Source organism: Herbaspirillum sp. Sphag64, from assembly GCF_014192645.1.
Lineage (GTDB): Bacteria > Pseudomonadota > Gammaproteobacteria > Burkholderiales > Burkholderiaceae_D > Herbaspirillum.
Window position 1 is genome coordinate 158,139 of sequence record NZ_JACHYE010000003.1, and the last position, 14,000, is coordinate 172,138.

A 14,000-nucleotide genomic window follows, 5' to 3' on the forward strand; every position below is an offset into this window, starting at 1 on the left:
TCCGCGCGTTAAATTCCCGCCTCAGCTTTCTTGCAATCCCATTGCATACTTCCCGGTAGCTTTGTTTCTACTCTTCACGTCACTGCCTGTCGCGGCGCAAATCGCCACCGCCGATCAGGAATTACAACGTCAGCAAGAGCGTGAGCGCGTGTTGCGTCGCCAGCAGGAGCAGCAGGCCGATGTCCGCCTGGCACGCCCGGACGACAAGACCAGTGAGGAGATTCCCGAGCAGGAGACGCCATGCTTTGTGATCAGCCACATCACGCTGGTTGGCAACGAGGTCGAACGTTTTGACGGTGCACTCAAGATCGTCACCAGTGGTAACAACAGCGTGCTCGGCCGCTGCCTCGGTGTGGGCGGTATCAATGCCGTCATGAGTCGGGTACAGAACCTGCTGGTTGCACAAGGCTATGTCACCACCCGCATCCTGGCTCAACCGCAGGACTTGCGCAGCGGTACATTGACGCTGACGGTGGTGCCCGGTCATGTCCGTGCGATCCGCTTTGCTGACGATGCCAGCCTGCGCGGTAGCAAATGGAATGCGGTGCCGATTGCCAGCGGCGACATCCTCAACCTGCGCGATATCGAGCAAGCGCTGGAAAACTTCAAGCGCGTACCCACCGCCGACGCGGATATCAACATCACCCCCAGCACGGGTGATGATGTCCAACCCGGCGACAGCGATCTGGTGATCCAGTACCAGCAGGCGTTCCCGTTCCGGCTCACGCAGTCGTTCGACAACAGCGGCAGCAAAGCCACCGGTAAATATATGAGCACCACCACCGTCTCCTACGACAACTGGTGGACCCTGAACGACCTGTTCTATTTCAGCTACAACCACGATCTGGGTGGCGGCCAGCCCGGCATACGCGGCAGTAATAGCTACACGGTCAGCTACTCGATCCCGTTCGGCTACTGGGCCTTGTCGGCCACCAGCAGCAGCAGCGCCTATCACCAGACCGTTGCCGGCATCAACCAGAGCTATCTCTACAGCGGCAAGAGCGACAGCAGCGATATCACGCTATCGCGCCTGATCTATCGCGATGCCGTGCGTAAAAGCACGCTCTCGTTGAAGACCTTCCTGCGCCGTTCCAGCAACTTCGTAGACGACACCGAAGTAGAGCCCCAACAGCGCCGTACCGCTGGCTGGGAGCTTGGTGTCGCCCATCGCGAGTTCATCGGTAGCAACACCTTGGAGGTGAGCGTGGCCTATCGTCGCGGTACCGGTGCCTTCAACGCCTTGCCTGCACCCGAGCAGGCATTTGGCGAAGGGACTTCGCGCTTCACCCTGGCCACCACCGATCTCAGTCTGACGGTGCCTTTCAAGCTCAGCTTGCCCTGGGGCGAACAAAATCTGCGCTACAACCTGAGCGGCCGCGCCCAATGGAACGGCACACCGCTGACCCCGCAAGACCGCCTCTCCATCGGTGGCCGCTACACCGTGCGCGGCTTTGATGGCGAGCAGACGCTGTTAGCCGATCACGGCTGGTATGTCCGCAACGACCTCGCTGCGGCACTTGGAGGCAGTGGTCAGGAAGTCTATGTCGGTCTCGATGCCGGTGCCGTGGGCGGCCCCGCTGCCGATCAGCTGGTCGGTACCTACCTTGCTGGAGCCGTCATTGGCCTGCGTGGCGCGGTGGCGGGTGCCAATGTTGACGTCTTTGTCGGCACCCCGATCTCCAGACCGAACAACTTTGTGACCTCGCGCTTTACTGCCGGCTTCAGCGTCAGCAAGACTTTTTAGACCATGCGCGATCTTGTTACCACCGTCTCCCTGTGCCAGCTTTGCAAGTATTGAATTGACCATGAACACATTTCTGTCTCGTCTTGCCTTCTATTGTTCCCGTGCCGTGCTGTTGCTCGCTGCCGGGTTATCGACCATGCCGCCCGCACTGGGCCAGATCGTGGCCGACCCCAGCGCACCCAAGAACCAGCAGCCGGTGATTGTGCCGACCGCCAACGGGCTGCCGCAGGTCAATATCCAGACCCCCAGCGCCGCCGGGGTATCGCGCAACAATTACACGCAATTCGACGTGCAGCAGCAGGGGGCGATTCTCAATAACGCGCGCAGTAACGTGCAGACCCAGCTTGGGGGCTGGGTGCAGGCCAACCCCAATCTGAGCAACGGCACTGCACGTGTCATTCTCAATCAGGTCAACTCCAGCAACCCCAGTTTGCTCGGCGGTACGGTCGAAGTCGCTGGCGACCGCGCACAGGTCATCATCGCCAATCCCTCCGGCATTACCTGCGACGGCTGTGGCTTCATCAACGCCAACCGCGCCACGCTGACCACCGGCACACCCATCCTCAACGGCGGCAACCTCACCGGGTATCAGGTCAACGGCGGCAATGTCATCGTCCAAGGCGCAGGGCTCAATGCCAGTCAGGCCGACTACACCGACATCATCGCCCGCGCCGTACAGATCAATGCCGGTATCTGGAGCAAGGAGCTACGCGTCACCACCGGCATCAATCAGGTCAATGCTGACAACACCCAGGCCACCGCCAGCAGTCCGGCGGGGCAGAATCCTGCTCCATCGTTTGCGGTCGATGTGGCCCAGCTTGGCGGCATGTATGCCAATAAAATTGTGCTGGTCGGCACCGAGGCCGGTGTTGGCATGCGCAATGCCGGGACCCTTGGCGCCAGTGGCGGAGACCTGATCCTGCAAAGTAATGGCCTGCTGACCAACAGCGGCAACCTGCAAGCCAGTGCCAATGTCCAGATCAGCACCCAAGGCGACTTCAGCAACAGCAGTAGCGCCAAGGTCTATGCGGGGGGTAACCAGAGCATCAATGTCAGTGGTCAACTGAGCAACAGCGGCAGCCTGATCGCCCAAGGCAACAACACCATCAGCGCCGCCAGCCTCAACAGCAGCGCCGGCAGCACACTCGCGGCAGGGCTGCAAGCCGATGGCACCGCGGTCGCCAGCAATCTCGGCAGTACCGACCTCAGCATCACCACCAGCGGCAGCCTGATCGCCAATGGCAGCAACCTCGCCGCTGGCAACCTCAGCCTCAGCGGCACCAGCACCGATATCAGCAACAGCCAGACCAGCGCCGCCAACATCACCCTCGTTGGCTCCAGCGGCGACGTCAGCACCGCCGGTGCAACGGTCACCAGCAGCGGCAACCTCAACGTCACGGCCAACAGCAGCAGCACGCAAACGCTCAACAATAATCAGGGTCAGTTGAGCGCTGCTCAGCTCAACCTCAATGTCGCCAATCTCAATAATCAATCTGGCACGTTGCAGCAAAGTGGCAGTGGCGATACCACGCTCGCCGTGCAGAGCGAAGACAATCTCAGCAGCGTCAAGGGCAGTATCAACAACAATAACGGCACCATTGCCACCAACGGCAACAAGCTCAGTATCAGCGCCAACAGTCTGAACAACAACGGCGGCAAGATCGCTCACTCCGGTACCAGTTCTGCAACCGGTACCGCCAGCATCACGGTCGCACAAGGGATCGACAACACCAGTGGCAACATCACCAGTAACGCTGCCAGCACCACGCTTAACGCCCAATCGTTGACCAACACGGCAGGCAGCATCAACGTCACAGGTAGCCTCGGCGTCACGCTCGATAACAGCAGCGGTGCACTCAGCAACCAGCGCGGCAGCGTCGTCGCCAATAACGACCTCAGCATCACCGCTGCCAGTGTCGACAATACCCAAGGCAAGATCGCCACGGCTCAAGGCAATCTCACCATCACCAGCAGTGGCCGCACCACCAACGACAGCGGCACACTGCAGTCAGCCCTGGACATGACGCTGACCAACACCGGTCTAAGCAATACCACCGCCGCACAAGCCAGCCAGGTAGCAGGCAGCATCAGCGCCCGCAATCTCAGCATCAATACCGGCAACCAGCAACTCAACAACGCTGGCGGCACGGTCCTCGCCAGCCAGACTCTGAACCTGCAAACTGGTGCCCTCAACAACACCGGTGGCCTGCTGCAAAGTGGCAGCAACCTCACCCTCAACACCCACGGTGCAGCACTCACCAACAGCAACGCCGCCGCCTACGTCAGTAGCAATGCCCGCAATGCCAGTCTGAACGGGCAGGGCGGTATCGTGTCGCAAGGGCAAGCCTTGTTGAGCACCGGTAACTGGTTCAATAACAGCGGTTACGTCGGCAGCAAAGGCAAGCTCAACGCCGTTGTCGCCGCACTCAACAACAGCAACGGCCAGGTACAGGTCAACGATCAGATCAATCTGACCATCGGCAGCGGCATCTTTGAAAACGCTGGTGTCCTGCAAGCCGCCACCAGCCTCACGGTGACCGCACCCAACATCAGTAATACCGCCGGCGGCCAGCTCTCGGCAGCACAGACCGAGCTCAACGCCAGCGGTACGCTGACCAACCGCGGCCTGATCGATGGCAGCACCACCCGCATCAATGCCGGTAACGTCACCAACATCGGTAGTGGCCGGATCTACGGCGACACCCTCAGCATCGCCGCGACTAATCTCACCAATGACACCGAAACCGTCAACGGCAGCACGCAGGCCGGTGTCATCGCTGGGCGTAACCGGCTTGATATTGGTGTCACCAACCTCACCAACCGCGAGCACGCAGTGCTCTACAGTGCCGGTGACATGGCTATCGGCGGCAGCCTCGACAGCAACCGCCAAGCCACCGGTGCCGCCACCACTGTCAACAACAACAGCGCCACTATTGAAGCTGCTGGCGCACTCAATATTGCCAGTGCCACCATCAACAACACCAATGAGCATCTGAGTTATCAGGTGGTGGTGGACAAGAGTTACGCCGTCAACGACTTCGTGCAAGGAGACGGCACCGTCATTCCCGGCAACACCGTCGCCTTTGTTCTCAACTACCCCAGCCCCGGTTACAGCATGGGAACTGGTCGGCTGATTCTGGCTAGCTCCGGCATCACTGCTGGTCAGGTGAAGTACTACAACACCCCTGATGCAATCTCACCGGGTTACTGCCCGGGTGGCGACCGTGATTGCGATCCCCCAAGCGTCTACTACCGGTCTAGCGATCCAATCTGGTCATTTTTCAATGTCGCCCCAGGTGGGCTGGATGCCGCAGCAGCGCTGCAAGACCAGATCAACGCCCTGCAAGCCAAGTTGCAGGCAGCGATCGTGCCGTTCTACGTCTGGCGCGACTACACCGAAACCACGCACAAGGCACAAGTCACCAGCACGGACCCCGGCCGCATCGCCAGTGGCGGTGCCATGACGCTCAACGCCAGCACGCAGCTGCTCAACGACAACAGCAACATCCTCGCAGGAGGTGCCCTCAACGTCACCGGCACCGCCGTCAACAATCAGGCGCTGCAAGTCAGTGTCGACACCACCCGCAGCGGTACCAGCAAGGACTACGCCATCGTCGGCAAGGACTGCGGAGGGTTCTTCTCCGGTTGTAGTGACGTCTGGCAGACCCGCACCATGGGCTACAGCGCGGCCATTCCCGCCACCACCACCCTGAGCGTGGCGCAAAGCGCCGGTAACACCGCCTTCGTCGGCAGTAGCAGTGGTGCCGCTACCCGCAGCACCAGCAACAGCACCCGCAACGGCGCCATTCTGGAATACCCGGCCATCGCCAACGCCGACGGCAGCACCGCCATCGTGCGCACCAGCAACCAGCCGATCCAGCTGCCCAACGCCAGCCTGTACCAGCTCAACCCATCTGCCACGGCCAACTACCTGATCACCACCGATCCGCGCTTCACCAACCAGAAGCAATGGCTCAGCAGCAGCTACATGACGCAACAGCTCAACGTTGACCCGAGTCTGACGCAAAAGCGTTTAGGCGACGGCTTCTACGAGCAGCAACTGGTGAGCCAGCAAGTGGCGCAACTGACCGGCCGCCGCTTCCTCGACAATTACACCAGTGACGAAGCGCAATACCAGGCGCTGATGGACAACGGCATCACCTTCGCCAAGCAAGCCAACCTGCAACCCGGGATTGCCCTGACGGCGCAGCAAGTCGCGCAACTGACCAGCGACATCGTCTGGCTAGTCCAGCAAACCGTGACCCTGGCCGATGGCAGCACCCAGACCGTCCTGGTACCGCAAGTCTACGTGCGCGCCAAAGCCGGCGACCTCGACGGCAGTGGCAGCCTGCTCACTGGTGATAGCGTCAACCTGCAACTCACGGGTGACCTCAGCAACAGCGGCCAGATCGCCGGTCGGCAGGTGGTGCAGTTAAACGCCGACAACGTCAGTAACCTGGGCAACATCACTGGCGACAGCGTTGCAGTGACCGCCCAGCAAGACCTCACCAACCAAGGCGGCAGCATCACTGCCACCAGCAGCCTCACTGCATCGGCTGGGCGTGACCTCACGGTTGCCAGCACGGTGCAAAGCGGCACGAGCAGTTCTGCCCAGCTGCAAGCGGTAGACCGGGTTGCTGGTTTATATGTGACCGGCAGCACAGGTAGCTTACAAGCCAGCGCCGGGCGCGACCTCACGCTCACTGCTGCCAACGTCAGCAACGCCGGGTCCGGCACCACCGCGCTCAGTGCTGGGCGTGATCTCAACCTCGCCAGTGTGCAAACGATAGACAAGGTTGACGGCACCCGCGATGCCCAGAACTATCTCCGCTACGGCACCCAAAGCGAAAGCGGCAGCCAGATCAGCGGCGGCGGTGATGTTGAACTGAGCGCCAGCCACGACCTCAATGCCCGTGCCGCCACGGTACAAGCTACCGGTGCCTTGAGCGCCAGTGCCGGCAATGACCTCAATATCACTGCCGGTCAAAGCAGCCAGTCGATTGCGCAGGGCTACCACGCCGAAGGCCATGGCTTGCTGCAATCGGCCAGCGTCACCTCGCGCACCAGCCAGAGCAGTACGCAAGCCATTGCGTCCAGCTTTGGTGGCAGCACCGTCAAGCTGCAAGCCGGGCAAGACGTCAATGTGGTGGGCAGCAATGTGGTCGGCGACAACGACACCAGCATCACGGCCCAGCGCAACCTCAACATCGTAGCCGCGACAGAAACTGCCAGCCAGAGCAGCTTCCGCGAAGACAAAAAGTCCGGCCTCTTCACCTCAGGCGGCATTGGCATCACCATTGGCAGTCAACAGCAAAGCCAGGATCAGCAAACCACCAGCACCAGCGTTGCTGCCTCCACCGTTGGCAGCACGGCAGGCAATATCAACCTGAAGGCCGGGCAGATTTACCAGCAAACCGGCAGTGATGTGGTGGCCCCGGGAGGAGATATCAATATTGCTGCGAAGACGGTCAATATCAGTGCGGCCACCGAGTCTCAGCATAGCGAACAAGAGGTCAAGTTCCAGCAAAGTGGGTTGACGCTTGCTATTAGCAGCCCCGTCATCAGCGCCATCCAGACAGTGCAGCAAATGAGTCAGGCGGCTAGCAAGACCAGCGACAACCGCATGAAAGGATTGGCCGCAGCGGCCGCCGCGTTGGCTGTCAGTAATACGTACGACACGGTTCAAGCTGGACAGGGCAGCACCATCAATGGTGTTGATAACCAGATTGCCACTGGTGGCGTTAACGCCGATGGCACAGCGGCGACCCGTGACGCCACAGCGGCCGACAAGGTAGGTGGTATCAATGTCTCTGCCAGCATCGGCACTAGCAAGAGTGAGAGCCACAGCGTACAGGACAGCACGACTGCACGCGGCTCAACCGTGTCGGCGGGTGGCAACCTCAATATTTCTGCCACCGGTGGAGGAAATGCCAGCGACCTGACCATACAGGGCAGCAGCATTACTGCCGGTCTCAACGCGCAGTTACAGGCGGACCACGACATTAACTTACTGGCAGCACAAAACACCAGTTCACAACACAGCGACAACAAGAGTATCAGCGGTTCGATTGGTATCTCTTACGGAACCGACGGCTTGCTCCTCAACCTCAGTGCATCGGGTAGTAAAGGCCGCGGTGACGGTAGCGACCTGAGTAACGTGAATACCACGGTAAATGCCGGTAACCAGCTTACGCTGCGCTCAGGTAGCGACACCACCCTGAAGGGTGCGGTAGCCAGTGGGCAGCAGGTCGTCGTGGATGTTGGCACCAGCGGTGCTGGCAATTTGAATATTATCAGTCTGCAAGACACCAATACCTACAACAGTAAACAGCAGAGTCTAGGCGGTAGTGTGTCTGTCGGCGTTGGTAAAGCCAGTGGCAGCATCAATTACAGCCAGTCAACAATGAACAGTGACTATGCCAGCGTCATGGCACAGTCAGGTATCAAGGCTGGTGACGGCGGGTTCCAGGTCAACGTAGCAGGCAATACTGATCTCATAGGCGGTGTGATCGCCAGCAGCGATCAGGCCGTAGTAAATAATAAGAATAGTTTGACCACTGCGACGCTGACACAAAGCGATATTCAAAACAGTGCCCACTACGATGCACAAAGCGTTGGTGTAGGCTTTGGTTATAGCGGCAAAGGCAATGCAGTCGGACAAAATCAGCAGGGCCAGACGGAAGCGAGTGGAACGCAAGTGCCCGGTAGTAGTTTGCCTACAGCGGGTGGCGCTGGTGGACTGACAGCAGGAATCCCGATGGTTGCTTCGGCCAGTGGCTCGTCGTCGAGCAGCACCCGCAGTGGCATCAGCGGCGGCGCCATCACGATTACCAATGCCCAGCAACAAGCACAGCTGACTGGTCAGACCGTTGAGCAGACAGTAGCTGGTATTAATCGGGATGTCAGCAGCACCAAAGATGGCAGCAATGCCCTCAAGCCCATCTTCAATCAACAGGAGATCGAGGCCGACTTTGCGATTGTAAATGCGGTCTCCAGAGAAGCTGGCAACTTCTTGATGAACCGAGCCAAAGAAGCCGATGCAGCTAAAGCAGCGGCACAGCAGGCGCTCATTGAAGAGAATGCGAAGCCGGAGGGACAGCAAGACCCTGAACGCATCCGCAGTTTGCTGGATCAATATGTGAGCGCCAATGAATGGTCTACCGGAGGCGACTATCGTAAATATGCTACTGCCGTGATCGGTGCCATTACCGGTAACGTAAGCGCCACCACAGTGGAGTTTGCGCAGTCTGCTGCGGTGAACTATCTGCAGGCACTCGGTGCCGAGCAGGTCAAATCGATTGCCGACAATCTAGGGAGTGAATCGGCGCGAACGGCATTGCAAGGGATCGTCGGTTGCGCGGGATCAGCAGGGCGTGGCACCAATTGCGCAGCCGGAGCACTGGGAGCGTCTGCGGGTACGATCATTAATAACCTGTTAGGCGCAGCAGATGGCCTGACGAATGAAGAAAAGGAAGCCAGAAAGAATCTGGTCACCAACATTGTTGCCGGTATTGCGACGGCAGCAGGCTCAGGCAGTGTTAGCACAGCGACCACAAGTGCGCAGCTGGAAACGGAGAATAATGCGCTAGGTACCAATGGCGGCAAGCAACTCATGCAAGGGATGCGGGCCTGCTCTGCCAGCAGCGATCCAAGTTGTTTCGCGACCGTGAAAGCCAGTGCAGAAAAGGCGACGGCTAATTTCAACAGCAAGCTTAAAGCAGCGTGTGAAGGGGCAAGCGCAAGTTACAGCAATTGCCTGCAAATGATGGCGGCTGCGCAGAGTGCAGCGATGGATGTTGGTTGGGCGACCGTTTATGCGAAGACGGATGAACAGAAAGCCTATCTCCAGCAAAAAGCCATTCAACAAGTGACAGATGTTGATGCACAGCTAGATAACTTCCAGAAGCTGGGGGCGAGTTCCTCCATGTTGGAACAGTTCACCGCGCAGCTATCGTTGGTACTTGATCCTCAGACCTTGGTGGCAATGGCTGGGTCCTTGAAGAGTGGTGCGCTTAAAAATGCTGCGAATATAATTAAGGGGAGGAGTGGGGGCGACCCAGATGGTCAAATTTCTAATTCTGAAATGCTTGGGGCAAATGGCCCCAAGGTGGCAAGTAAGACAATTTGGAAAGGGGATGGGAAGGAACGTATCGATGTTGAGAATCCAAATCCAGGGCAGCGTCCGGGGCAGATTCATTATCAGGATAATGATGGTAATAAATATCTATATGATCCAAATACAAATTCATTTCCTGATGCGCCAAAATATGTTAATAATCTTTTGGATAATTCAAGCTTTAAGTCGGCAATTCAAAAAGGACTTAATAAATATTTGGGGGGTGAATGATGAAAATTAATTATTTGATGAGGGAAATTCTTGTAAATGTTGATTTTTCTGTTGAAATTGATAATGAATTAAATGCGATGGCTAGGCAGGGATTTGTTATTAAAAATAATTGCTATTTTATTTGCTCTCTTTTGCCTCGTAATACAAATGCTGTTATCAATAATTTTCCTGATAAAACTGGATGCGAATGTTTTTTTAATTCTATCCATATAGAAGATTATAGTAATGAAAATACTTTGGTTCAGGCAATTAAATTTATAAATGAAATTTTTGTTGAATGGAGGAGGAAATTTAAAAATATTTCTCTGGTCGGAATTTTGTCTGTTGATGATTTTAGTGTGGTTGTCAAATTTCACGTGCGTAGAGATCATGAAGAATGGTTATCTGATGACTTTGACACATACGAAACTGCGATCATGCAGTTGGAGACAACTGATGTTTTTCCATTTTTTTGACTAATCGTCATTGACACTAGTGGAAATTGTAAGGAGTTATGTTCAATATTTCGTGTTTCACGTCTCTATAACCTGCACGGCACCAAACCAGCACCGTGCAAGCCCCTCCCTGACTTTCAATTATTCATCCCAAAACTTGTTCAACCGCGCGATGTGTTCTTCCGACACATCACGCAATAACGTTGCTGCTGCCAGCGACAGCCGATACAAGTTAGCGCTATCCGATTTCCCAATCGATGGCGCGGCCTCAGTGTCTGAATCGATATCCGAATCCTGATTCATTTCATTGACTAAATCACGCGCATAAATAATTTGCATGCAGGAGGTAATACCTGCACTGATGTCGCGGGTGAGTTCAATGAAATCAGCGAATTTCTCCTCGCGGCCGGGGCCGTGAATCCAGCGGAAATCTTCGTGGTGAGGGGGGATAGTTTTTTGGTCAGACGTGGTGGTACAAGGCATATAAGCCTCCTTCTTTGGGTTAGTACTGCCCACCCGCTTCCAAACGGGTGGGCAGCAAATGGCAAGGTTGGAAGACCGAAAAGAAGAAAACGGCAGGCCGAAGCCTCCTCACCACTGCTGCCCAGAGACGTGCAACGTGGTGCGGACAAAAAAATACCGCCGATGGCGGTTGTCCGCCTTCTTTCTCGAGCTTCCAAACTCGGTCTCTTCTTTTTCAGAGACGGGTGAAGTATGAGGCGGATGATCCAACTGCGTCAAGTACGACAGCAGGAATCCCGATGGTTGCTTCGGCCAGTGGCTCGTCGTCGAGCAGCACCCGCAGTGGCATCAGCGGCGGCGCCATCACGATTACCAATGCCCAGCAACAAGCACAGCTGACTGGTCAGACCGTTGAGCAGACAGTAGCTGGTATTAATCGGGATGTCAGCAGCACCAAAGATGGCAGCAATGCCCTCAAGCCCATCTTCAATCAACAGGAGATCGAGGCCGACTTTGCGATTGTAAATGCGGTCTCCAGAGAAGCTGGCAACTTCTTGATGAACCGAGCCAAAGAAGCCGATGCAGCTAAAGCAGCGGCACAGCAGGCGCTCATTGAAGAGAATGCGAAGCCGGAGGGACAGCAAGACCCTGAACGCATCCGCAGTTTGCTGGATCAATATGTGAGCGCCAATGAATGGTCTACCGGAGGCGACTATCGTAAATATGCTACTGCCGTGATCGGTGCCATTACCGGTAACGTAAGCGCCACCACAGTGGAGTTTGCGCAGTCTGCTGCGGTGAACTATCTGCAGGCACTCGGTGCCGAGCAGGTCAAATCGATTGCCGACAATCTAGGGAGTGAATCGGCGCGAACGGCATTGCAAGGGATCGTCGGTTGCGCGGGATCAGCAGGGCGTGGCACCAATTGCGCAGCCGGAGCACTGGGAGCGTCTGCGGGTACGATCATTAATAACCTGTTAGGCGCAGCAGATGGCCTGACGAATGAAGAAAAGGAAGCCAGAAAGAATCTGGTCACCAACATTGTTGCCGGTATTGCGACGGCAGCAGGCTCAGGCAGTGTTAGCACAGCGACCACAAGTGCGCAGCTGGAAACGGAGAATAATGCGCTAGGTACCAATGGCGGCAAGCAACTCATGCAAGGGATGCGGGCCTGCTCTGCCAGCAGCGATCCAAGTTGTTTCGCGACCGTGAAAGCCAGTGCAGAAAAGGCGACGGCTAATTTCAACAGCAAGCTTAAAGCAGCGTGTGAAGGGGCAAGCGCAAGTTACAGCAATTGCCTGCAAATGATGGCGGCTGCGCAGAGTGCAGCGATGGATGTTGGTTGGGCGACCGTTTATGCGAAGACGGATGAACAGAAAGCCTATCTCCAGCAAAAAGCCATTCAACAAGTGACAGATGTTGATGCACAGCTAGATAACTTCCAGAAGCTGGGGGCGAGTTCCTCCATGTTGGAACAGTTCACCGCGCAGCTATCGTTGGTACTTGATCCTCAGACCTTGGTGGCAATGGCTGGGTCCTTGAAGAGTGGTGCGCTTAAAAATGCTGCGAATATAATTAAGGGGAGGGGGGCAGGTAGTGAAGCCCCAAATGCGAGTAGGGTTGTTGAGACCAATGCCGCTGATGTTGCTGCGACTAGCCGTCCCACTCCGAGACAGTCCGAGATTGACGTTGGAGCAGATTTACCACCGGGTGCACGTCCACAGGTCAGTTTCAAAAATGGTCAAGAAGTACCTTACGGCACCTCAGGAAGCGTTCGACCGGACTATTGTCTAGGCAATGTGTGCAGTGTTGAGGTGAAAAATTACAACATTGCTACCAACTCGAACGGCTTGGTTAACAACGTTTCACAACAAGCGATAGACCGTGCAGCGAACTTGCCGGCTGGAATGACGCAGACGGTTGTTATTGATATTCGGGGACAGACTGTTGCGACGCAGCAATTGGACGCAATTCGGTTGCAGATCGTTCAGCGATCAAATGGCGCAGTCAGTCCGAACAACATTCGATTTAAGGATAAGTGATGGGGACTATTGGTCTTGCAGGCGGAAGTTTGTTAAGCGAACTGGGTTCAAAAACAGATATTCACTTGTTCTTTGACTGTCTAAATACTTTCGTTGTGGCGAAGCATTCGGAGCAGGACTGGAGCCTGCTATCTGATCGACTGTACAAGCGCTATCTCCGATTGAACGAGTTGGACGCTGCATTGGTCTTGATGGAGCAAGTTAGGAATAAATTTGCTGCTTTGCCCAGCAATGCAATTGATTGGCAAGATTACGAAGAGACGAAGGCCGCGACGAATAACCGACTCGACACATCCAAAGGGACACTGGCAGATGTTTTTGAGAGGTTTTTTGAAAATTTCGTTCGTTGCTGCGAGTCTGCTAAAAATAGCTATGAAATGTTCAAGTCATATGCGGGCTACAAGTATGAGCCTGTTCGTTTCATTGTTACAGACATTCCTTGGTTCACTGCTGAAAACATGCGCCCACTTGAAGAATACGATGCGCTTGAAGGCGAGCCTTTTTGGGCGCGTTAATACTACACCCCCAGGTGATCTGTCCGAAATTTCGTGTTTCACTTCTATAACCTGCACGGCACCAAACCAGCACCGTGCAAGCCCCTCCCTGAAATTCAATTATTCATCCCAAAACTTGTTCAACCGCGCGATGTGTTCCTCCGACACATCGCGCAATAACGTTGCTGCTGCCAGCGACAGGCGATACAAGTTAGCGCTATCCGATTTCCCAATCGATGGCGCGGCCTCAGGTTCAGAATCAGTATCAGTATCCTGATTCATCTCATTGACTAAATCACGCGCATAAATAATTTGCATGCAGGAGGTAATACCTGCACTGATGTCGCGGGTGAGTTCAATGAAGTCAGCGAATTTTTCCTCGCGGCCGGGGCCGTGAATCCAGCGGAAGTCTTCGTGGTGAGGGGGGATGGTTTTTTTGTCAGACGTGGTGGTACAAGGCATATAAGCCTCCGGGGT

Annotated in this window: 7 protein-coding genes; 5 read left to right on the forward strand and 2 right to left on the reverse strand. The window is 55.9% G+C overall.

The genetic code is table 11. The features are described from left to right. Positions 1-61 precede the first annotated feature (61 nt). The 3 genes from FHW66_RS07915 (at position 62) to FHW66_RS07925 (ending at position 10,546) form a co-directional block, all read left to right on the forward strand. A complete protein-coding gene (locus FHW66_RS07915) occupies positions 62-1,744 on the forward strand; it encodes a ShlB/FhaC/HecB family hemolysin secretion/activation protein (RefSeq protein ID WP_255458867.1) in 1,683 nt (560 codons plus the stop codon). A gap of 61 nt (positions 1,745-1,805) precedes the next feature. After that, entirely contained in the window at positions 1,806-10,091 is an 8,286-nt protein-coding gene (locus tag FHW66_RS07920; RefSeq protein WP_183379227.1) for a hemagglutinin repeat-containing protein, read from the forward strand. Then, positions 10,088-10,546, forward strand: a complete 459-nt coding sequence (locus tag FHW66_RS07925; protein ID WP_183379228.1) for a hypothetical protein — start codon at positions 10,088-10,090, stop codon at positions 10,544-10,546. The genes FHW66_RS07920 and FHW66_RS07925 overlap by 4 nt, the downstream gene beginning before the upstream one ends. 120 nt (positions 10,547-10,666) lie before the next feature. Here FHW66_RS07925 and FHW66_RS07930 read toward each other — a convergent pair whose 3' ends face one another. After that, complete coding sequence (locus FHW66_RS07930; protein ID WP_183379229.1) at positions 10,667-11,008, reverse strand: hypothetical protein; 342 nt, start codon at positions 11,006-11,008, stop codon at positions 10,667-10,669. A 278-nt stretch (positions 11,009-11,286) separates the two neighbouring features. Here FHW66_RS07930 and FHW66_RS07935 point away from each other — a divergent pair, with 278 nt between their 5' ends. Both FHW66_RS07935 and FHW66_RS07940 read left to right on the forward strand, forming a co-directional pair. Further along, positions 11,287-13,029 carry a hypothetical protein gene (locus FHW66_RS07935; RefSeq protein ID WP_183379230.1) on the forward strand — a complete coding sequence of 581 codons (1,743 nt, stop codon included), beginning with the start codon at positions 11,287-11,289 and terminating at the stop codon, positions 13,027-13,029. Continuing rightward, positions 13,029-13,544, forward strand: coding sequence for a hypothetical protein (locus FHW66_RS07940; protein WP_183379231.1), 516 nt, complete (start codon positions 13,029-13,031; stop codon positions 13,542-13,544). Before FHW66_RS07935 ends, FHW66_RS07940 begins: the two co-directional genes overlap by 1 nt. Positions 13,545-13,643: 99 nt before the next feature. Here FHW66_RS07940 and FHW66_RS07945 read toward each other — a convergent pair whose 3' ends face one another. Further along, positions 13,644-13,985 (reverse strand): hypothetical protein, encoded by a 342-nt coding sequence (locus FHW66_RS07945; protein ID WP_183379232.1) that lies wholly within the window; start codon positions 13,983-13,985, stop codon positions 13,644-13,646. Positions 13,986-14,000 lie beyond the last annotated feature (15 nt).

Coding starts and splice junctions, on each gene's coding strand:
- FHW66_RS07920 (WP_183379227.1), top strand. CDS start 1,806: ATGAACACATTTCTGTCTCGTCTTGCCTTCTATTGTTCCCGTGCCGTG.
- FHW66_RS07935 (WP_183379230.1), top strand. CDS start 11,287: ATGGTTGCTTCGGCCAGTGGCTCGTCGTCGAGCAGCACCCGCAGTGGC.
- FHW66_RS07945 (WP_183379232.1), bottom strand. CDS start 13,985: ATGCCTTGTACCACCACGTCTGACAAAAAAACCATCCCCCCTCACCAC.
- FHW66_RS07930 (WP_183379229.1), bottom strand. CDS start 11,008: ATGCCTTGTACCACCACGTCTGACCAAAAAACTATCCCCCCTCACCAC.
- FHW66_RS07925 (WP_183379228.1), top strand. CDS start 10,088: ATGATGAAAATTAATTATTTGATGAGGGAAATTCTTGTAAATGTTGAT.
- FHW66_RS07940 (WP_183379231.1), top strand. CDS start 13,029: ATGGGGACTATTGGTCTTGCAGGCGGAAGTTTGTTAAGCGAACTGGGT.